23 protein-coding genes are annotated in these 21643 nt (G+C 31.9%); 13 read left to right on the forward strand and 10 right to left on the reverse strand.

The annotated features are described in order from the left end of the window. The first annotated feature begins 77 nt into the window (after positions 1 to 77). On the forward strand, positions 78 to 1154 hold the full coding sequence (gene prfA / locus AAFP94_RS07790) for a peptide chain release factor 1 (protein ID WP_316661978.1): 1077 nt from the start codon (positions 78 to 80) through the stop codon (positions 1152 to 1154). 33 nt (positions 1155 to 1187) lie between these two features. After that, entirely contained in the window at positions 1188 to 2003 is an 816-nt protein-coding gene (pyrF, locus tag AAFP94_RS07795; RefSeq protein ID WP_316661979.1) for an orotidine-5'-phosphate decarboxylase, read from the forward strand. A gap of 204 nt (positions 2004 to 2207) precedes the next feature. Here the strand turns inward: pyrF and AAFP94_RS07800 are convergent, their stop codons facing one another. Next, complete coding sequence (locus tag AAFP94_RS07800) at positions 2208 to 2405, reverse strand: Lacal_2735 family protein (RefSeq protein ID WP_316661980.1); 198 nt, start codon at positions 2403 to 2405, stop codon at positions 2208 to 2210. Between the two features lie 246 nt (positions 2406 to 2651). Between AAFP94_RS07800 and AAFP94_RS07805 the strand changes: the two genes are divergently transcribed. Beyond that, entirely contained in the window at positions 2652 to 3152 is a 501-nt protein-coding gene (locus tag AAFP94_RS07805; RefSeq protein WP_316661981.1) for a hypothetical protein, read from the forward strand. On the opposite strand, the gene AAFP94_RS07810 is transcribed toward AAFP94_RS07805, so the two are convergent. Then, on the reverse strand, positions 3149 to 4117 hold the full coding sequence (locus AAFP94_RS07810) for a carbohydrate kinase family protein (RefSeq protein WP_316661982.1): 969 nt from the start codon (positions 4115 to 4117) through the stop codon (positions 3149 to 3151). The genes AAFP94_RS07805 and AAFP94_RS07810 overlap by 4 nt on opposite strands. Then, positions 4117 to 4824, reverse strand: coding sequence for a DUF4197 domain-containing protein (locus tag AAFP94_RS07815; RefSeq protein ID WP_316661983.1), 708 nt, complete (start codon positions 4822 to 4824; stop codon positions 4117 to 4119). Before AAFP94_RS07815 ends, AAFP94_RS07810 begins: the two co-directional genes overlap by 1 nt. Positions 4825 to 4863: 39 nt before the next feature. On the opposite strand from AAFP94_RS07815, the gene AAFP94_RS07820 reads away from it, so the two are divergent. After that, a complete protein-coding gene (locus tag AAFP94_RS07820; protein ID WP_316661984.1) occupies positions 4864 to 5811 on the forward strand; it encodes an MBL fold metallo-hydrolase in 948 nt (315 codons plus the stop codon). On the opposite strand, the gene purU is transcribed toward AAFP94_RS07820, so the two are convergent. Then, entirely contained in the window at positions 5806 to 6660 is an 855-nt protein-coding gene (gene purU, locus AAFP94_RS07825; RefSeq protein WP_316662091.1) for a formyltetrahydrofolate deformylase, read from the reverse strand. The two genes, AAFP94_RS07820 and purU, sit on opposite strands and share 6 nt — an antisense overlap. A gap of 143 nt (positions 6661 to 6803) precedes the next feature. Here purU and AAFP94_RS07830 point away from each other — a divergent pair, with 143 nt between their 5' ends. Next, positions 6804 to 10214 (forward strand): methylmalonyl-CoA mutase family protein, encoded by a 3411-nt coding sequence (locus tag AAFP94_RS07830; RefSeq protein WP_316661985.1) that lies wholly within the window; start codon positions 6804 to 6806, stop codon positions 10212 to 10214. Positions 10215 to 10237: 23 nt separating this feature from the next. Here the strand turns inward: AAFP94_RS07830 and AAFP94_RS07835 are convergent, their stop codons facing one another. Further along, complete coding sequence (locus tag AAFP94_RS07835; protein WP_316661986.1) at positions 10238 to 10633, reverse strand: hypothetical protein; 396 nt, start codon at positions 10631 to 10633, stop codon at positions 10238 to 10240. A gap of 113 nt (positions 10634 to 10746) precedes the next feature. Between AAFP94_RS07835 and AAFP94_RS07840 the strand changes: the two genes are divergently transcribed. Next, the gene (locus AAFP94_RS07840) at positions 10747 to 11190 is read left to right on the forward strand and encodes an Lrp/AsnC family transcriptional regulator (protein WP_316661987.1); all 444 of its coding nucleotides are present in this window, start codon (positions 10747 to 10749) and stop codon (positions 11188 to 11190) included. A 3-nt stretch (positions 11191 to 11193) separates the two neighbouring features. Here AAFP94_RS07840 and AAFP94_RS07845 read toward each other — a convergent pair whose 3' ends face one another. Further along, the gene (locus AAFP94_RS07845; RefSeq protein ID WP_316661988.1) at positions 11194 to 12405 is read right to left on the reverse strand and encodes an MDR family MFS transporter; all 1212 of its coding nucleotides are present in this window, start codon (positions 12403 to 12405) and stop codon (positions 11194 to 11196) included. A 228-nt stretch (positions 12406 to 12633) separates the two neighbouring features. Between AAFP94_RS07845 and AAFP94_RS07850 the strand changes: the two genes are divergently transcribed. Next, positions 12634 to 13239, forward strand: a complete 606-nt coding sequence (locus AAFP94_RS07850) for a DUF1684 domain-containing protein (protein WP_316661989.1) — start codon at positions 12634 to 12636, stop codon at positions 13237 to 13239. A gap of 107 nt (positions 13240 to 13346) precedes the next feature. On the opposite strand, the gene crcB is transcribed toward AAFP94_RS07850, so the two are convergent. Further along, positions 13347 to 13712 (reverse strand): fluoride efflux transporter CrcB, encoded by a 366-nt coding sequence (gene crcB, locus AAFP94_RS07855; RefSeq protein WP_316661990.1) that lies wholly within the window; start codon positions 13710 to 13712, stop codon positions 13347 to 13349. Beyond that, on the reverse strand, positions 13713 to 14735 hold the full coding sequence (locus tag AAFP94_RS07860; protein WP_316661992.1) for an SRPBCC family protein: 1023 nt from the start codon (positions 14733 to 14735) through the stop codon (positions 13713 to 13715). A gap of 327 nt (positions 14736 to 15062) precedes the next feature. Here AAFP94_RS07860 and AAFP94_RS07865 point away from each other — a divergent pair, with 327 nt between their 5' ends. Further along, positions 15063 to 15449 carry a nucleoside triphosphate pyrophosphohydrolase family protein gene (locus tag AAFP94_RS07865; protein ID WP_316661993.1) on the forward strand — a complete coding sequence of 129 codons (387 nt, stop codon included), beginning with the start codon at positions 15063 to 15065 and terminating at the stop codon, positions 15447 to 15449. Between the two features lie 47 nt (positions 15450 to 15496). Here AAFP94_RS07865 and AAFP94_RS07870 read toward each other — a convergent pair whose 3' ends face one another. Continuing rightward, complete coding sequence (locus tag AAFP94_RS07870) at positions 15497 to 16561, reverse strand: branched-chain amino acid aminotransferase (RefSeq protein ID WP_316661995.1); 1065 nt, start codon at positions 16559 to 16561, stop codon at positions 15497 to 15499. A gap of 111 nt (positions 16562 to 16672) precedes the next feature. Between AAFP94_RS07870 and AAFP94_RS07875 the strand changes: the two genes are divergently transcribed. The 3 genes from AAFP94_RS07875 (at position 16673) to AAFP94_RS07885 (ending at position 18823) form a co-directional block, all read left to right on the forward strand. Beyond that, on the forward strand, positions 16673 to 17140 hold the full coding sequence (locus AAFP94_RS07875) for a DUF4920 domain-containing protein (protein WP_316661998.1): 468 nt from the start codon (positions 16673 to 16675) through the stop codon (positions 17138 to 17140). Position 17141: 1 nt separating this feature from the next. Beyond that, complete coding sequence (mnmD, locus tag AAFP94_RS07880; RefSeq protein WP_316662000.1) at positions 17142 to 17816, forward strand: tRNA (5-methylaminomethyl-2-thiouridine)(34)-methyltransferase MnmD; 675 nt, start codon at positions 17142 to 17144, stop codon at positions 17814 to 17816. A 98-nt stretch (positions 17817 to 17914) separates the two neighbouring features. After that, positions 17915 to 18823: a TIGR01777 family oxidoreductase gene (locus AAFP94_RS07885; protein WP_316662002.1), complete on the forward strand. Its 909-nt coding sequence runs from the start codon at positions 17915 to 17917 to the stop codon at positions 18821 to 18823. Positions 18824 to 19021: 198 nt separating this feature from the next. Here AAFP94_RS07885 and AAFP94_RS07890 read toward each other — a convergent pair whose 3' ends face one another. Continuing rightward, a complete protein-coding gene (locus AAFP94_RS07890; RefSeq protein ID WP_316662004.1) occupies positions 19022 to 19696 on the reverse strand; it encodes a YceI family protein in 675 nt (224 codons plus the stop codon). A gap of 155 nt (positions 19697 to 19851) precedes the next feature. Between AAFP94_RS07890 and AAFP94_RS07895 the strand changes: the two genes are divergently transcribed. Further along, positions 19852 to 20388 (forward strand): nucleotide exchange factor GrpE, encoded by a 537-nt coding sequence (locus tag AAFP94_RS07895; RefSeq protein WP_316662005.1) that lies wholly within the window; start codon positions 19852 to 19854, stop codon positions 20386 to 20388. A gap of 2 nt (positions 20389 to 20390) precedes the next feature. Further along, entirely contained in the window at positions 20391 to 21515 is a 1125-nt protein-coding gene (dnaJ, locus tag AAFP94_RS07900; RefSeq protein WP_316662006.1) for a molecular chaperone DnaJ, read from the forward strand. The last annotated feature ends 128 nt before the right edge of the window (positions 21516 to 21643 follow it).

The raw sequence follows: 21643 nt of genomic DNA on the forward strand, positions 1-21643 counted from the left end.
TCACATTTTTACAATTATTTTCATTCGACTATAAATTCATAAATTATCGTATTTTTGATGCACAATTTTTAAGGTAGATGTTAGAGAAATTACAAATAATAAAACAGCGTTTTGATGAGGTGAGTGATTTAATTATTCAACCAGATATTATCACAGATCAGAAGCGCTATGTTGCATTAAATAAAGAATATAAAGACTTAAAAATATTAGTAGATAAAGGCGAAGAATATAAGCAAGCTTTAAATCGTTTGACTGAAGCTGAAGAAATCGTAGCAGATGGAAGTGATGCTGAAATGTTAGAAATGGCAAAAATGCAGTATGATGAATCAAAGGAAAAAATCACGAAATTGGAAGATGAAATTCGTTTTCTTTTAATTCCGAAAGACCCAGAAGATTCAAAAAATGCAGTTGTTGAGCTGCGTGCAGGTACTGGTGGTGATGAAGCCAGTATTTTTGCTGGAGATTTGTTCAGAATGTATACTAAATATTGTGAAAGTAAAGGTTGGAAAGTTGATACTGTAGATTTTAGTGAAGGTACCAATGGCGGTTTTAAAGAAATTCAGTTTGAAGTTACTGGAGATGATGTTTACGGGACATTAAAATTTGAAGCTGGAGTACATCGTGTACAGCGTGTACCACAAACAGAAACGCAAGGCCGTGTACATACAAGTGCTGCAACAGTTATGGTGTTTCCAGAAGCCGAAGAATTTGATATAGAAATTGACCCAAAAGAAGTTAGAATAGATTATTTCTGTTCTTCTGGTCCTGGTGGGCAATCGGTAAACACGACGTATTCTGCTGTTCGATTAACACATATTCCTACGGGTTTAGTTGCACAATGCCAAGACCAAAAATCACAACATAAGAATAAAGAGAAAGCCTTTAAAGTGTTGCGCTCTCGCTTATATGATTTAGAGTTAGCTAAAAAACAGGAAGAAGATGCTGCAAAACGTGGTAGTATGGTTTCTTCAGGTGATAGAAGTGCGAAAATTAGAACATACAATTATCCACAAGGCCGAGTTACAGACCACAGAATTGGACTGACACTTTACGATTTATCTAATATTGTAAATGGCGATATTCAAAAAATTATTGACGAATTACAACTGGCCGAAAATACTGAAAAGTTAAAAGCCAGTGACGCAACAATTTAAATTTAGCCTCATTTGAGGCTTTTTTGTTAACTAATGACAACACTACAACTCACAGAACAAATCCTTAAAAAGAAATCCTTTCTCTGCATAGGTTTGGATGTCGATTTAGATAAGATTCCACAGCATCTTTTAAAAGATGAAGACCCAATATTCGCATTCAACAAAGCCATTATAGATACAACTCATCATTTATGTGTTGCCTATAAACCCAATATTGCATTTTATGAAGCTTACGGTATTAAAGGATGGAAGGCATTGCAAAAAACCATCAATTATATAAATGAAAATCATCCAGAAATTTTCACGATAGCAGATGCTAAAAGAGGGGATATTGGTAATACAAGTAAAATGTATGCAAAAGCATTTTTCGAGGATTTAAATTTTGACAGTATTACAGTAGCGCCTTACATGGGAAAGGATTCTGTTGAACCTTTTTTATCTTTTCAAGGAAAACATACTATACTTTTGACATTAACTTCAAATCCTGGAGCTTTAGATTTTCAAGTACAAAAGATAGATCAAAAAGCATTTTACCAACAAGTTTTAGAAATTTCAAAAACATGGTCTAATTCAGGAAACTTAATGTATGTTGTAGGTGCAACGCAAGCTGAATCTTTAAGTGAAATTAGAGAGATTGTACCAGATAGTTTTTTATTAATTCCGGGCGTAGGAGCTCAAGGAGGGAATTTAGAAGACGTTTGGAAATACGGAAAAAATTCAAACGTTGGCTTACTTGTTAATTCTTCTAGAGGAATTATTTATGCATCTTCTGATGAAAATTTTGCACAAGCAGCCAAGCTAAAAGCTAAAGAGCTTCAGCAACAAATGGAAGAAATGCTAAAAACGTAGATGTATTCATTTAGAATTATCTGATTTTTTGATTTCCTTACTTTGTGTTTCAACTTTTTCAAAATTCTTTTTTGTTGAAACTTTAGATGAGTTTGGTCTAATCGTTCCAACTTTACAAAAATGTGTGTTCATAGATGTTTTTATATACATTTACGAGCATTCTTGTGAATTTAGATGTATTGGAACGTTTAATGATTATTAAATTTAAGAAAGATTAACCTTAATTTCCCTATATAAATACTTCAATTTATTAAGCTCATCAAGAAGTTTTATGGCTTTATATTCTGAAATATCACTTAATTCCGAATCGGTTTGACGTAAATTATATGCTTGCTCAATAAGTTGTTTATATTCCTTATTAAGTTCCAGTTGGTGCAGTATTATGTCATCATTCTGATTCATTAATTTTAATAAAAAATGTAACAATTAAATATACATTAATTATTGGTAATTTAAAAGAACTGACCTCAAGATATTGAAAATCGGTTTGTTACATTTTTTTGACAAACTAAAATTACAATCTGTGAATAGCTTGTTTAAACAAACATTTCAAATATTTAAAAAATAGTGAATACTAATGTTATGTTAACATTGGTATAAGATTAACTATCATTTAATAATTTTAGGTATTAACAAAAATCATCAATTATGAAACTATTCTTTACACTTCTTTTTTCTTTTGCTACGTTTACTTTTTATTCTCAAAATAATACCTGTAATTGCTGTGATGCAAAACATGCTGAATTCGACTTTTGGATTGGTTCTTGGACTGTAACAGGACCAAATGGTAATGTGGTTGGGACTAATGTATTAGATAAAATTCAAGACAAATGTGTTTTACAGGAAAACTGGACAAGTACAAAAGGAAAACTTACAGGTACTAGTTATAGTTTTTATAATAGTTCGACAAAGCAATGGGAACAAATTTGGGTAGATAACCAAGGAGGTAGTTTGCATCTTAAAGGCAATAAAGTTGAAAATCAAATGATTCTAAAAACTGATGAAGAAAAAAATAAAGATGGACAACCTTTTTATCATAGAGTAACATGGACAGATAATGAAGACGGAACGGTAAGACAGTATTGGGAAACAATTACAAATGAAACAGAAATAACAGTTGCATTTGATGGTCTATACAAAAAAGACTAATAATGTTTTGCAATGATAGCTTCAGTTTCTTCTAGAGATCTAAAAACATCAAATCCTTTCCCCTGCGTTCTTAAAGCACCTAGAACATTGGCATATTGTGCAGCCTTTTTTGCATTGTTATAGGCAGTAAAACCATAAGCCAAACCTCCTGCAAAAGAGTCTCCGCAACCTGTAGTATCAATTACATTGGTTACTGGAACAGAGGTTACAAATTCCTTTGTTATTTCATTTGAGTTTTTAGAGTAAATCACACAACCACGAGAATCTAGAGTTACGAAAAGTGTTTTAACACCTTTATCAAGCACATATTCTGCAAACTCATCAAGATGCTCTGTTTGGTTTTCGTCGTATAATTCTTCAGAAGTATAATCATTATCAAACCAACTACAAATAGATTCTTCCAAATTCATTTTTAACACATCAATATATTTGAACCAATCATCTTTATCATTCCAATACTTTCTTAACCTTCTACCGTCATTTGTAACATAACTAGTCGGTCCGTGAGCATCAAAGATTATTTGTGCATCACTATTGTTTTTTATGTAGTGAAGAGTCTCCAGCTCAATTTCAAAATCGGTAATAGGAACAAAGACAAAACAATCTACATCTAAAAAAGGAGATACGTCTTTAGCCGTTATTGGACTCATATTAGCAATTTGTTTTTCAATCCTGTTGTTTTGATCTACAAATCGTAATTCTATAGCTGTACCTTGGTCTTTATAATTATATATACCATTTGTATTAATATTATTATAATTACTAAACAGTTCTAAAATAGCTTGATGGTCTTTTTTATGAATTTGTGTAATAGGAATAACTTCTCCAGTATTTTCAAGCAAGTTTGCCAAAGCAATAGTTGGATGCGTTACACATCCAAATTTAGTAATAGTTTCCCCTTTATACGTAATGATTGTATCATTAGGTATAGGACCAACAACTGCTATTTTATACTGTATTTTCATTAGTCTTGCAAAGCAAAAACCCTTCTTAATAAATCTGTGGTTCTTGACGATATTTTATTTCGTATCTCTTTCTCTTCAACTCCTATCATTGTATAAACTCCTTTTAAGGCTTCACCTGTCACATAATCTGTTAGATCTGGATTTACATTATTTGTAAAAGGAATACTATTATATTTTGTAATTAAATTATCCCAAACCTGATCAGCTCCAACCTTTTTAAATGAATCATTTATTACTGGATGAAATTTATCATATAAACTTGTTTGGGTTTTAGTTGAAAGATATTGGGTTGCGGCATTATCATCTCCTAACAGAATATTTTTTGCATTAGTAAATGTAATGTCTTTTACCGCGTTTACAAAAATAGGAGTAGCTTCTCCAACGGCATCTTCGGCTGCACGATTTAATACCTTCAGTCCTTCATCTGCTAAACTACTTAAACCTATATCTCGCAATGCTTTATCTACTTTTTGAAGCTCTTTAGGTAAAAGAATTTTTACCAACTCATTCTTAAAGAACCCATCCTTTTGTGTGAGTTTTGTGACTTGCTTATCAATTCCCGCGTTCAGCGCTTCTCTTAAGCCAGAAGCAATATCAGCATTAGAAATTCCAGTAGTGTCTCCAGGTAGCTGATTTACAACTTGTTGTAATTCTACGCAAGATATTAAACTTAACAATAAGAACAAGGACAAAAGCTTTCTATACATAAATTAGGTTTTATATCTTTAACAAAGATATATTTTACAATGAGATTAACTAAATTATCGTTTCTAATAATTTTTTGTTTTTGTTCAGGTTGCCAAACTAAACATTCAGAAAATAAAAAACAAAAGCCGTCACAATATATTACTGTTCTAGGTATTGCACAGGATGCAGGCTATCCTCAAATTAATTGTGAAAAAGAATGTTGTCAATTGTTTCATCAAGGTTTAGAAGACAAAAAAATGGTTTCTTGTCTGGGTTTGGTTGATTTGAATGATAAAAAAAAGTGGTTGTTTGATGCAACTCCAGATTTGAGTGAGCAATTAGAAGAGTTAAAAGCAAATCATTTAGATAATAACAAAATTATTGACGGTGTTTTTCTAACACATGCCCATATTGGTCATTATACTGGGCTGATGTATTTTGGTCATGAGGCCTTGGGGGCTAATAATATTGAAGTGTATGCTATGCCAAGAATGAAAGATTATTTAAGTAATAATGGCCCTTGGGGTCAATTAGTTTCATATAAAAATATAGTAATAAGACCACTTACAAATGATTCGACAATAAGTTTAAATAATAACCTAAAAGTTACACCTTTTCTTGTGCCTCATCGTGATGAATATTCAGAAACTGTTGGTTACAAAATTGAAGGAAAGAATAAATCGGCATTATTTATTCCTGACATCAATAAATGGCCTATTTGGAATAAAAACATTATTGAGGAGGTTAAAAAAGTAGATTATGCGTTTTTGGATGCTTCGTTTTTTAAAGATGGAGAATTAAAAAGAGATATGAGTAAAATACCACATCCTTTTACTTCTGAAACAACAACTTTGTTTGAAAATGAAACTATAGAAACAAAATCCAAAATTTATTTTATACATTTTAATCATACCAATCCAACCATTTTAGACAATCACAAATTAAAAGACAGCATTCAAAATTTAGGATTCAATTTTGCAAAAGAAGGTATGATTTTTCCTTTATGAAAAAATGACCGTTTTATTGTTATATACCATCACTTTACGATTAAGGTGAAGCTTAATAGCATTGGATAAAACAATTTTTTCTAAATCCCTGCCTTTAGCAATTAAATCATGAATAGAATGAGTATGTGAAACACTTGTAACATCTTGTTCAATAATTGGTCCAGCATCTAGCTCTTCGGTAACATAATGACTCGTTGCACCAATAATTTTCACACCTCTTTTATATGCAGAATGATATGGTTTTGCTCCAACAAATGCAGGTAGGAAAGAATGATGAATATTAATAATCTTATTAGGAAATTTATTAATTAGTTTATCCGAAACAATTTGCATATACCTTGCCAGAACTATAAAATTAACTTTATGTTCTTCTAATAGTTTAAGCTGTTTTTCTTCAGCTTCATTTTTTATGTCTTTTGTAACTGGAATATAGTAAAACGGAATATTAAAACTATTTGCAATTGGTTTTAAATCTTTATGATTGCTAATGATAAATGGAATTTCAACATTTAACTCTCCAGAATTATACCTTCCTAGAATATCGTATAAACAATGGTCATATTTAGATACAAAAAGAGCCATTTTTGCTTTTTCGATAGAAGTGTAAATACGCCATTTCATGTCAAAAGCAGAAGCAATAGTTTTATTGAATTCTGCTTTAAACGTCTCTAAATTAAAATCATTACCTGAAAACTCACTTTCTGTTCTCATGAAGAATATTTCCTGCTCTCTGTCTACATGCTGGTCAACATATACAATATTTCCATCTTGGTTATGAATAAAATTTGTGACATTAGCAATAATTCCTTTTTGGTCTTTACAACTAATAAGTAAGGTAATTGTATTAATCATCTGTCTTATTTTGAAGTAAAAATATGTTTTTTTTGATTGAATATTTTTTGAAGTAATTATTATTATAATATTAAAAGAAATAGCTTCGTTTCTTTGAATAATCCTTAAATTTGTTGCAGTAATAATCGTTTTTTTTATCAATGAAGCAAATTCAACCTTATAAGCCTAAAAACAAAGTTCGAATTGTTACGGCGGCATCACTTTTTGATGGTCACGATGCAGCTATTAACATTATGAGACGAATTATCCAATCAACAGGAGTAGAGGTTATTCATTTGGGTCATGATCGTAGTGTTGAAGAAGTTGTAAATACTGCAATCCAAGAAGATGTAAATGCCATTGCTTTGACATCTTATCAAGGTGGTCATAATGAATATTTTAAGTATATGTATGACTTGCTTCAGGAAAAAGGAGCAGGTCATATAAAGATTTTTGGCGGTGGTGGTGGAGTTATACTTCCTGAAGAAATTAAAGAACTTATGGCTTATGGTATTACCAGAATCTATTCTCCAGACGATGGTAGAGAAATGGGACTTCAAGGAATGATCAATGATTTGGTAAGAAAATCAGATTTTGCCATTGGAGATGTTATAAATGATGAAATTAAAGATTTAAAAAAACAGAACCCTAAAGCCATTGCTAGATTGATTTCGTCTGCCGAAAACTTTCCGGAAGTTGCTAAAAAAGCATTAAGCACAATTCATAAAGAGAATAAGAATTCTAAAATTCCAGTTCTAGGAATTACAGGAACTGGTGGTGCTGGAAAATCCAGTTTGGTTGATGAGTTGGTCAGACGATTTTTAATAGATTTTTCTGACAAAACGGTTGGTATTATTTCTGTAGACCCTTCAAAACGTAAAACAGGTGGAGCTCTTTTAGGTGATCGAATTCGTATGAATGCCATCAATTCTCCTAGAGTTTATATGCGTAGTTTGGCAACACGTCAATCTAATTTAGCATTGTCAAAGCATGTAAGTGAAGCAGTTCAGGTATTAAAAGCTGCAAGGTTTGATATTATTATTCTGGAAACGTCTGGAATTGGTCAATCTGATACCGAAATTATTGAACATAGCGATGTATCATTGTATGTTATGACTCCAGAATTTGGAGCTGCCACACAGTTAGAAAAAATCGATATGCTAGATTTTGCAGATTTAGTAGCTATAAATAAATTTGATAAACGTGGTTCACTTGATGCTTTACGTGATGTTAAAAAGCAATATATGCGTAATAACAATCTTTGGGATGTGCCACAAGATCAATTGCCTATATACGGTACCATTGCATCACAATTCAACGATCCAGGTATGAACATGCTTTACAAAGCTGTGATTGATAAGATTGTCGAGAAAACCAAAGTAAAACTAAAATCTAAATTCACCGTTTCAAATGAAATGAGTGAAAAGATTTTTGTTATTCCTCCAGCCAGAACACGCTATTTATCTGAAATTGCTGAAAATAATCGTTCTTATGATGAAAAAGTAAAACAACAAATTGAAGTTGCTCAAAAATTGTATGGGATTTTTAAAACCATAGAATCTGTTACAGATAATACTCCAGAATTAAATAAACACGGAATTGATTCTGATTCGATTAATTCAGAACCAAATAAAGATTTTATAAAATTACTCGTTGCAGAATTTGATCGTATAAGGCTAAATCTTGATCCACATAATTGGGAGCTAATTTTAGGATGGAAAGCCAAGGTTTCTAAATATAAGAATCCAGTTTATTCATTTAAAGTACGCAATAAAGAAATAAAAATTGAAACACATACAGAATCACTTTCTCACACTCAAATTCCTAAAATTGCATTGCCGAAGTATGAAGCATGGGGCGATTTATTACATTGGGTTTTACAAGAAAATGTGCCAGGAGAATTCCCTTATACATCAGGATTATATCCCTTTAAACGTATTGGTGAAGATCCTGCCAGAATGTTTGCAGGAGAAGGTGGACCAGAAAGAACAAATAGACGTTTTCACTATGTAAGTTTAGGAATGCCAGCAAAAAGATTGTCTACTGCTTTTGATAGTGTGACACTTTATGGGAATGATCCAGACCTAAGACCTGACATTTACGGAAAAATTGGCAATGCAGGTGTAAGTATTTGTTGTCTGGATGATGCTAAAAAATTGTATTCAGGTTTTAATCTTGTTGATGAAAAAACTTCTGTAAGTATGACCATTAATGGTCCAGCGCCAATGTTGTTGGGCTTTTTTATGAATGCAGCTATCGACCAACAATGCGAAATTTATATCAAAGAGAATGGTTTAGAAAAAGAAGTAGAAAGTAAGATATCCAAGATCTATAATAAAAAAGAAAGACCAAAATATAACGGTAAACTTCCTGAAGGCAATAATGGACTTGGGTTAATGCTATTGGGTGTTACTGGAGATAAAGTTTTGCCAAAATATGTATATCAGGACATAAAAGCTAGAACTATTTCTCAAGTACGAGGAACTGTTCAAGCGGATATCTTAAAAGAGGATCAAGCACAGAATACCTGTATTTTTTCAACAGAATTTGCCCTTCGTTTAATGGGAGATGTTCAGGAATATTTTATACAAAATAAGGTTCGTAATTTTTATTCGGTATCTATTTCTGGGTATCATATTGCTGAAGCTGGAGCCAATCCAATTTCGCAATTGGCATTTACACTTGCTAATGGGTTTACTTATGTAGAATATTATTTGGCAAGAGGCATGGATATCAATAAGTTTGGACCTAATTTGTCTTTCTTCTTTTCAAACGGGATTGACCCTGAATACGCTGTCATTGGTCGCGTGGCGAGAAAAATTTGGTCAAAAGCTATGAAATATAAGTATGGTGCTAATGAACGCTCACAAATGCTCAAATACCATATTCAAACTTCAGGTAGAAGTCTACATGCTCAAGAGATTGATTTTAATGACATTCGTACAACACTTCAGGCTTTGTATGCAATCTATGATAATTGTAATTCCTTACATACCAATGCATACGATGAAGCTATTACCACACCAACCGAAGAATCTGTACGCCGTGCAATGGCTATTCAACTCATCATTAACAAAGAGTTAGGTTTAGCGAAAAATGAAAATCCAATACAAGGCTCTTTCATCATTGAAGAATTAACAGACTTGGTAGAAGAAGCAGTTCTTTTAGAATTTGACAGAATTACTGAAAGAGGTGGAGTTTTGGGAGCTATGGAAACTATGTATCAACGTAGCAAAATACAGGAGGAAAGTTTGTATTATGAAACTTTAAAACATAACGGAGATTTTCCAATTATTGGTGTTAATACGTTTTTAAGTTCTAAAGGGTCACCAACAATTTTACCAGTAGAGGTTATTCGTGCAACTGAAAAAGAAAAACAATTGCAAATAAAAACACTTCAAAACCTACATAATACTTTTGATACTGATGAGTTGTTGAAAGGCCTTCAACAAAAAGCCATTAATAATGAAAATATTTTTGAAGTACTTATGGAAGTTTGTAAGGTGTGCTCCCTTGGGCAAATTACAAATGCATTGTTTGAAGTTGGCGGACAATACAGACGGAACATGTAATTTTTCTAACTTAAAAAAGCAAACTAAAATCGTAATGCCCAACTATGTTGAAGCTTTCTAAAAGCCTTTAGTTCTTTTCTCAAAATTCTAATATAATCTTTACCATTGCTGTTTGCGCGTTCTAACCGGCTACAATTCTTATATAACAGATATGTCAATCTTTTTATGGATAGAACATGTTTATACTTTTTATCTGTATAATGTTCTAATTCTGCTTTTAAAATTTCTGGTGCCAAAGAAACAGACTGCTGTACAATATCTCCAGAAAAATAAATATTTTCATCTTCTGAACCGTCAGGTTTTAATTCAGATAAATCATCACTAAAGTATTGAGATAAGTTTTGTGACAACGTAATTATCTCTATTGCCTTTTTGTAAATAGGCAATTCATAAAGATGTGATGGTATTGTAGGTAACATGTTCAAGCAATTTATTCAAAAATAGTGACAAGATTCCATAATAGGCAATAATTATTAATGTAAAATTGTATATTTACTTTATTTATTAATGAAAAAACATAATAATCTTTAATATGAAAATTGATTCGTTTAACTGGAAGATTTTAAGATGTTTACAACACAATGCAAGACAAACTAATGTCGAAATTGCAAAGCAGGTTGGTATGTCTTCTCCAGCTGTTGCAGAACGGATAAGAAAGATGGAAGATGCTGGAGTTATTGAAAGTTATAATACCAAAGTATCACCTTTTCAAGTGGGCTATCAACTTAAGGCAATTATTACTTTACGTGCCTTTATGGGCAAACTCAAGCCTTTTTTAGAGAAAGTAAAAACCTATGATGAAGTTTTAAATTGCTACCGAATAACTGGTGATGAAAACATTGTTATGATAGTTGTCTTAAAGAACCAAAAACATTTAGAGTTTTTTATTGATCAACTTATTACATACGGAGAAAGTAAAACACAAATTGTACTTTCTCAAGTCGTAAAAAATAATGCCGTAAAAGAAATAAACTAATATCTATTGTGTATCATTTCTAACTCTCATATATTGTTTGAGTATAAACAATAATAACATACATACAATTGCAAGCAAAGTAATTATGTACCATGTGTTTTCAAATCCGATTTTATCAACCATTTGTAAACCTGCATTGTGCCCAAATATATGAGCAACAGAAAAGGAAATGGTGTATAGAGCCATATACTCACCTTGATTACCGCGTTTTGCACGTTGCATAGCAAAAGCATTTGAAAACGGGAAGGCTATCATTTCGCCTAAAGTCATAAAGACCATTCCAAAAATGAGAATTCCTACCCAAGAAGTCATATTTAAAATAATAATACTTATACCGGTAAGTACAGCTCCAAAAAACATTAATCCAGATTTTGTATACCGTGTGTTTTCTAGCCATTTGATCAAAGGCATTTCAAAAACGAAAATTAAAAATCCATTTAAACCCATTAGCAAACCTATTTCCAATTCGGTGAGTTGATGCACATCTTTATAATACAATGGCATAGTGGAAAAGTATTGTAAGAATACAACACCAAACAATGCCATTGCTGCAAGGAAAATCCAAAAGGCTTTATCACTGTAGGCCGATTTCGGGTTTTCATTTTTTACATCATCTAAAGTTCTTGCAGTTTTCGGATTTAGAACTTGTAACAAAACAATACTTGCAACGATACAAGTTATACCATCAACCCAAAACAAACCACCATAACTGATAGTTGTAATAATAATACCACCTACGGCTGGTCCAGCCGAAAAACCAAGATTAATGGCTAGCCTAATAAGTGTTACAGAACGTGTTTTGTTTTCAGGCTTACTGTAAGCACTTAAAGCCACAAACATAGCTGGTCTAAACGTGTCAGCTACTACCATAACTACAAAAATACCTATGCAAAACGATACAAATGTTGTAAGATATTGCAGAGCAATAAATAAAATGCCTGTAGCAAGCAAACTAAACACCATGACTTTGTAATAACCAATTTTATCAGTCAGTTTTCCACCTAACCAAGAGCCAACTACAGAACCTAACCCAAAAGCACTCATTATCCAGCCAACATCATTTAAGCTAAAGTCAAGACTTTTTGTTAAATACAAAGACATAAATGGTAATACCATAGTGCCTGCTCTATTTATCAATGTAATAAGAGCAAGCCACCACACTTCTCTAGAGAGACCTCTAAAAGTATTGATGTAGTTGTTAAAAAGTGTTTTCATTAGTTGATTGATTAGTTTAAAAATAAAAAGTCCAACTTTACAGTTGGACTTTTATACATTGTAATATCTTATATTCATATCATCACAATATATCAAACGCCCAACCCTTACCAGAAGAGGTGTACTGTTTTCTACAAATTGTGACTAAATTTCGCATGGTTTATTTTTGTTGGTTCAAAACTATGTAAAATATTTGTAAGTTGTATTTTTGAAATGAAAAAATTAAATATGAAATCTTTTTTTGCCGTATTTATTATTGCATTTTTCTTTTTAGGTTGTACTCAAGATAAACAGCCAATTTTTGGCGAAACCGATTTTCAGCGTGAGATGAATGCTGAATTTAAGGATGCTACAACATCACCTTTAACAAAAAAGGATTTGAAACATTTTAAAGCATTGGAGTTTTTTCCTGTTGATTCTACTTTTATTGTAACAGCAAATTTTATTAGAACACCAGACGAAAAACCTTTTAAAATGAAAACCACTACAGACAGATTACCTGTTTATGTGAAATATGGTGAAGCCACATTTACGTTGAGAGGCGAAACATTTAAACTAAACATTTACCAAAACCAGGAATTAATTACCAAAGAAGGTTATGAAGATTATCTGTTTTTACCTTTTTTAGACCAAACTAATGGAATTGAAAGTTATGGAGGCGGACGCTATATAGATGCGAGAATACCTCAAGGAAACACTATAATTATTGATTTTAATAAAGCCTATAACCCTTATTGTGCTTATAATGATAAATATTCTTGCCCAATTGTACCAAGAGTAAATTATTTACCTATAAAGATAGAAGCTGGCGTCAAGGCTTTTAATGAGCATTGATTTTTTGAAGTTTCGTTTAAAATGTTAGGCTAATCATAGTTTTAATTGTTATTAGCCCTAGTTAAACGAAGTTCGGCTATTTTTTTAAGAAAGTCAAACACGTAAGCTTACTTTACTAAATACATTCCAAAAAACACAGCTAAAAATCCAATAACAAAACTTGCAATGGTATAAACAGCAAAACTTGTAAAGTCACCAGCTTTTAAAAACAGATGGTTTTCATAAGCAAAGGCAGAAAAGGTAGTAAAACCACCACAAAATCCTGTGGCTAAAAGTAGAGTGTAGTTTTCTGAAAGCGCATTATTTTTTGCCGCTAAACCTAATATAATACCAATAAGTAAACTACCTAAAATATTGGCAGCAAAGGTTCCATAAGGAATCCCTGATTCAGAACTGTTTAAATATTTACCAACTATATAACGCAAAACACTTCCAAATCCGCCACCAACAAAAACGAGTAAGATCTGCTTCATTTATTTTACTGCAATATATATTTGAGTGATCCAATCTGCTGGATTAGGTGCGCTCATCGGATCTGTCTGGTAAATTTCTATCATAGGACCACTTGCAGTAAATTCATAATGGGATTCTGTGATAAATTTCATAGTTTTTTCCCAAGCTTCCTTTAGGTTTATATAATCACCTTTAAGAGTTGTATTAATAGCTTTAAAAGGTTGCAGTTGTCCAGTAAGTATATCACTATCTGATGTTGTTATAACTTGATCGGAAGTTGGAATACAACTAGAAAATATAACGGCATCATTAGCTTCATCCCATTTATGATAGTAGATAAATGGCGCTCCAGCCATTGGTATGTTATTAGTGATGGCATACTGACTAACTTTAGGAAGTGTTTCTTTCATTTTAGATTCAAACTCACTTATCTTACTAGACGTAGTATTGTAGAGATAAAAACCTCCACTGTGAGTGGTCTCTCCATTAATGACAATGCTATAGATTTTCATACTTTCTATGGCAATACTATCTAATTTTTCAAGACCACGTTCAAAATCAGGACCTATATTTTTTTCCATACCACCGGTAAATGTTGAATACATTTTAAACATGAAGGGTAAATCTTTGCCCGATATATTCCAAGTCACTTTCGTTAAACCATTTTCAGAAGAATCAAAATTCCAAGATACTTCAGAAGGTGGAAAATCTTCAAACTGCATATGTTGTAAGATAGATTGGTTCTCAACGGCATCAATAGTTGTCATTGTACCTATACCATCTTCATCTTCCCAAGAATATGAGCCACCTACATCCTTTGTTTGTTCAGGATAGTTAATTCTAGTGTCTGGATTTTTTTCAATCCATGGCGACCATGCTTCCCATTTTTTAAAGTCGATAACATTCTCATAAATAACAGAAGCAGGAGCCTGTATGGATCTAGATCTTGTAACACTATATTCGTTAGGTTGTACTGCAATATAAATTGCAACTCCAATAATAGCAATTAGAAGCAGAAATAATAGGTATTTTAAAAATTTCATTTTAGAAGAATTAGTAGTCTTTCAAAGATAATCAATTTTAACCATCTCTAAAGTATTTACTTTTCGAGAAATAGCTAAAGATTACATTATAGAATGATAATTATTTAAAAATAAATTTAAGTAAAGCGATGAACAGAATAAATGAAATAAAAGCCATCAATACCCAAATACTGCCTTTATAATATCGCCTGTGAAGCTTAAAATCCTTCTTGTATGTGTAGGCAATGATGATTACAAAAGCAATAAAAAATAAAATCCCAAAAATCCATTGTCCTTTCGTAAACATATAATTATTTTTATACAAATTTAATTAAAAACCCAGAATAAATGAAAGATAAGATAGACGCTGTAAAACAATTTCATAATGCATTTAAAATAGGATACAAAGAAACACCGGAAGCTGATTTAGGAATTGAAAAAAACATGCTTCGCTATAAACTTATGCGAGAAGAAAATGAAGAATATCTTGAAGCTGCCAATAATAATGATCTTGTTGAAGTTGCCGATGCTTTAGGTGATATGCTTTATATTTTATGTGGTACCATTATAGAACATGGATTGCAATACAAAATAGAAGAGGTTTTTAATGAAATACAAAGAAGTAATATGAGCAAGTTGGCAGAAAATGGAGAGCCAATTTATCGTGAAGATGGAAAAGTTTTAAAAGGCCCAAATTATTTTAAACCAGATATTGCGAAGATTTTAAACAACTAAAAAGGAGCAACTTAAAAAGTTGCTCCTTTTATAAATTAAATTATGATTTAAACCTTATATCTCCAACCAAAAGGATCTTCTGCTTTATTGGTTTGAATATCTGTAATGCGCTTTTTCAAGTAGCTTGCATAGTTGTTTTCTAATTCGGGTAAGCTGAAATCTTTATCTTTATATCCAAATCCAGAAATAGGAGAAACAACAGCAGCTGTACCAGCTCCAAACATTTCCTTAAGACTTCCATTTTTTGCAGCCTCCACAACTTCATGAACCTTTATAGTTCTAACTTCAACTGGAATACCTTTGTCTTCTGCAATAGCAATAATACTTTTACGAGTTATTCCATCTAAAATTCTATCACTTGTTGGTGCCGTAATAAGCGTGTCATTTATTCTAATGAAAATATTCATTGCACCTGCTTCTTCAATATTTTCATGATTCACATCGTCTGTCCAAATAACTTGATTATAACCTTTCTCAATGGCTAATTGTGTTGGGTAAAACTGTCCAGCATAATTACCACCAGCTTTTGCATAACCAACTCCACCATTTGCAGAGCGTGAATATTTTTCTTCAATCAATACTTTTATTTTACCAGCAAAATAAGCTCCAGAAGGCGCACAAGCTATGATGAATTTGTACTCATCAGCTGGCGAAGCATGAAACCCTTTTCCAGACGCAAATACAAAAGGTCTTACATACAGAGAACTGCCTTCTTTCTTTGGAATCCAGTCTTTATCCACTTGTAATAAAGTTTTTAAACCTTCCATGAAATAAGCTTCGGGTAATTCTGGCATAGCCAAACGCTTTGAAGAAATATTTAAACGCTTAAAATTATCTACAGGTCTAAATAACCAAACATCATCATTGTTGTCTTTGTAAGCTTTCATGCCTTCAAAAACAGATTGGCCATAATGAAATATCTTTGCAGAAGGATCTAAAATTATAGGTTGGTAAGGCACCACTTTTGGTTCTTCCCATTTTCCGTTTTTAAAATTACATTCTAGCATATGGTCTGTATAAACCTTTCCAAATGCTAAATTGTCAAAATCTACATCATGTATTTTAGTAGCTTTAGATTTTATAACCTCTATGTCGTTAACTAAATGATTCATCCTATCGTCATTATAATGAAAGGCAAAATTACGCAATATTCATGGTATAAAAAACAGAAATTTTCCTTAAAAACTTTATATTTACCTATCAATCTTAATAATTTGTTTGTTGTGAAAAAAGTATTCTCGTTTATAATAGTTTTAGTAGTTATTTCTTCTTGTAGGGCACAAAATGATTCGTACGCTTCATTTGGTGAAAAGATAAGTGCAGACAATGCTGTAGATATAATTACAGCTTCAGAAAAATATCAATCAATGAAAACAGGAGATACTACAGATTATAAGTTGACAGCAACAGTAAATGAAGTTTGCCAAGCTAAAGGATGTTGGATGACGTTAAATTTGGAAGATGGCAATGAAATTATGGTCAAGTTTAAGGATTATGGTTTTTTTGTACCTAAAGATATAGCTGGTAAAGAAGTTGTTATACAAGGCAAAGCATTTGTAAATATAGTTCCAGTAAAAGAATTAAGACATTATGCTGAAGATGCTGGAAAATCTAAAGAGGAAATTGCGCAAATTACAAAACCTAAAAAAACATATTCATTTGAAGCCGAAGGTGTTCTACTAAAGCAATAACTTGAAACGCGAAATAATAACAACTTCAGACGGTTCTAAAACTATTTTTTTGCCAGAATGGAATGAGCATTATCATTCTAAACATGGAGCAATTCAGGAGGCCTATCATGTATTTATTAAACAAGGATTGTATCATTTTTGTCATTCTGAACCAAAAAAATCAGTATCGATTTTGGAAATAGGTTTTGGTACTGGTCTTAATGCCTTTATCACATTGCTTGAAGCAGAAAATCTAGGAATATACATTGATTATGTAGGAATTGAAGCATTTCCTGTAGAGGTAAATGAAATTCTACAACTTAATTATCCCACACAATTATCTGTAGAAGATAAGACAGATATCTTTAATAAAATTCACGATGTCTCTTGGGATGAAAATCATGTGATCACCCATAATTTTAAACTAAAAAAACAAAATAATGATTTTGTAAACATTAATTATTTTGAAAAATTTGATGTAATCTATTTTGACGCTTTTGGAGCAAGAGTTCAACCAGAATTATGGACAGAATCAGTTTTTGAAATTATGTACAAAGCATTATTAAAAAATGGTGTTTTGGTAACATATTCTGCGAAAGGAAGTGTAAGAAGAGCTATGCAAAAAGTTGGTTTTAAAGTAGAGAAATGCCCTGGGCCACCTGGTAAAAGAGAGATGCTAAAAGCTATGAAGTGCTAAGAAAACTTAAAGTTTGACGGGTTTTTGTTAAAGCTAGTATAATAATGATTAAAAATAGCATTTCAAGTGGTAACTTTATAAAAATTAATATTGTTTAGATGAGGGTTTTAATCACAGGTGCTACAGGACTTATTGGCAAAGAGATTGTTGACCTTTGTCATGCTCAAAATATTGATGTAAACTATCTTACTACAACTAAATCAAAACTTGAAAATAAAGAAAACTATAAAGGATTTTATTGGAATCCATATCTGGATGAAATTGATACAGAATGTTTTACAGATGTTAATGTAATTATTCATTTAGCTGGTGCTAATGTTGCTAAACGATGGACCAAAAGCTATAGGGATGAAATTATTAAAAGTAGAGTAGAAGTCACTCAATTTTTGTTTACTTCTCTTAAAAAACAAAATCATAATATCAATCAAATTATTTCTGCAAGTGCTATTGGTATTTATCCCGATTCTTTAACCAAATATTACGAAGAATCTAATACAGAATTTGACAGTTCATTTTTAAGCTATGTGGTACAAGAATGGGAGAATTCGGTAGATGTATTTTCAAACCTGAATTTGAATGTTGCTAAAATTAGGATAGGTTTGGTTTTATCAAATAATGGAGGAGCATTGCCGAAGGTTGTTCAACCTATCAAACTAGGTTTTGGGACTATTTTTGGAACAGGAGATCAATGGCAATCATGGATTCATATTGAAGATTTGGCACAGCTTTTTTTATTTATTTTGAAAAACAATTTAAATGGCGTTTATAACGGTGTTGCTCCAAATCCGGTCTCGCACAAAGAGTTTACAAAAACCATTGCGAAGATTTTGAATAGACCAATATGGTTGCCCAAAATCCCTAAAATTATGATGAAACTTATTTTAGGTGATATGCATTCCCTTTTATATGATAGTCAACGAGTAAGTTCAAAAAAAATCGAAAATTTAGGCTTTAATTTTGAATATCATCACTTACAAACGGCATTAGAAGATCTACTCAATAATTAGGTGATTAAAAATCGAAAATTTCAGGAATACTTTTTAAAGAAATTTCCTTCCCATTTCACTCATGTATTAATTGACCAAAAAATACAAGCAGTAATCTTGCTTAACGGTTTGAAGAAAAAAATACATCAAGATGAATGTGTAAGATTAAAAAAGCCGCTACATATGTAGTGGCTTTTTTAATCTTTAATTTTATAAGCATTATGCTTTTTTATAAGCAACAACATTAATTTTTAATTCTATTTCATCACTGATAAACTTATCACCAAGGTTATCAAATACAGTTTTAGAACCATAATTTACGCCCCATTTTGTTCTATCAATGGTAAAGGCGTCACTAGTAATAGTTAACTCATCACCTACATTAGCGACAGATACAGGAAACGTAATATTTTGTTTAACTCCTTTAAGAGTTAAATTACCTGAAAGCATTGTTTTACCACCTTCATCACTTACACCTGTTACTTCAAAGGCGCCTGTAGGAAATTGAGTTACATTAAAAAAGTCTCCTTCTTTACCTTCAACAGTACCTTTCAAATGGTTTTCAAGGTTGGTTTTCATTTTTCCTTCTTCTAAATCTAAACTAACAATAGAAGTCATATCAATCAAAAACGTGCCACTTTGTATATTGCCGCCATCTACTTGAAACACTCCAGTATCAATATTTACTGTTCCGTTATGAGTTCCTGTAGGCTTAAAACCTTTCCATTCAATTGTAGATTTTGTGACATCGGTTACATACTTTTGCGTAGTACTTTCATTTACTGCGGCTGCTTCGGCTTCACTTGTATTTGCTTCTTTCGCTTTGTCTTTACAATTTACCATGACAACAGCAACTGCTGCGATCATAAAAATATTTAATATTCTTTTTTTCATTTGTGTATATAATTTTTTTTGAAATCCAAAAGTAATCAAATAGTTGTATAGATAAAAGTTTAAAAACGCAAAAATATTTGTGACATTTTGACATTTTAATAATAATGGTAGTACTTTTGCTATGAAATTTTAGTATTGAAAAAAGACATACAATAATGAGTAAAAAAAACAGAAAGAAAGAAACTGTTGAGGAGCAAATAGATAATGCTCAAAACGAGACTGTTGCATTAGAAGAACAGTCTGTAGAAGAAAAACTTCAGGAAGAATTAAAAGGGGAAAAAGATAAGTTTTTACGTTTATTTGCTGAATTTGAAAATTATAAAAGACGTACCGCTAAAGAGCGTATAGAGCTTTTTAAAACTGCCAGCGAAGATGTTATGCTGTCTATGTTGCCAGTTCTGGATGATTTTGAACGTGCATTAAGTCACATTGATGAAGATAAAGAGGCAGAAGAACTTCGTAAAGGAGTCGTACTTATTTATCAGAAATTGTTGAAAACATTAGAGCAAAAAGGATTATCTGCAATTAAAATTTCTCAAGGAGATGTATTTAATGCAGACGAGCACGAAGCTGTAACTCAAATTCCTGCTCCAAGTAAGGATTTAAAAGGGAAAATTATTGACGTAATAGAAAAGGGTTATAAACTAGGGGATAAAGTCATAAGATTTCCTAAAGTAGTTATAGGACAATAAGTATGGCAAAAAGAGATTATTACGAAATATTAGGGATTTCAAAAAGCGCTAGTCCCGAAGAGATTAAAAAGGCATATCGAAAGATGGCCTTAAAATATCATCCTGACAAAAATCCTGATAATAAAGAAGCAGAGACTAAATTTAAGGAAGCAGCTGAAGCTTATGAAGTTTTGAGTAATGCTGATAAAAAAGCAAGATATGATCAGTTTGGACATCAGGCATTTGATGGTGCAGGCGGATTTGGTGGTGGAGGCATGAATATGGAAGACATATTTAGCCAGTTTGGAGATATTTTTGGTGGTGCTTTTGGTGGAGGAGGTTTTTCAGGTTTTGGCGGAGGTTTTGGTGGAGGCCAACGTAGAGTTAAAGGCAGTAACTTGAGAATTCGTGTTAAATTAACACTTGAAGAGATTGCCAACGGTGTCGAGAAGAAAGTCAAAGTAAGAAGAAAAGTAAAAGCCAAAGGAACTAGTTACAAGACATGTACTACTTGTAATGGTAGTGGTCAAGTTACACGAGTAACAAATACAATACTTGGTAGAATGCAGACTGCAACCACATGCTCTACTTGTGGTGGTGCTGGTCAGATAATTGATAGAAAACCAGCAGATGCTGATGCTAATGGGCAAGTTTATAAAGAAGAAACAATCTCTGTTAAAATTCCTGCTGGTGTAGTAGACGGAATGCAATTAAAGGTTTCAGGAAAAGGAAACGAGGCTCCAGGAAATGGTATTTCAGGCGATTTGTTAGTGGCTTTGGAGGAAGAAAAACACCCGAAGTTGCAAAGAGAAGGAGATAATCTACATTACGATTTATACATAAGTTATCCAGATGCTGTTTTAGGCACTTCAAAAGAAATTGATACAGTAACTGGAAAAGTGCGTATTAAAGTAGAATCAGGAGTGCAATCTGGGAAGATTTTGCGTTTAAGAGGAAAAGGTATTCCAAGTATAAATGGTTATGGCAAAGGAGATTTGCTAGTACATGTTAACGTTTGGACACCAAAGACATTGAATAAGGAGCAGAAGGAATTCTTTGCGAGTATGAAAGATGATGAGCATTTCCAACCGCAACCTCAAAGTAGTGATAAATCTTTCTTTGAAAAGGTAAAAGACATGTTTTCGTAAAATAAAATAGAATAAAAATTAATCTATTTTTATACTTTTTTTAAAGTGATATTTGTTAAAAAACACTATATTTGATTTATCGCTAATGAAAATTAGTGATAATTTTTCTTTTTCATAGCAATTTTTTC

The sequence above is a fragment of the Gilvirhabdus luticola genome (assembly GCF_040117515.1).
Taxonomy (GTDB): Bacteria; Bacteroidota; Bacteroidia; order Flavobacteriales; family Flavobacteriaceae; genus Gilvirhabdus; species Gilvirhabdus luticola.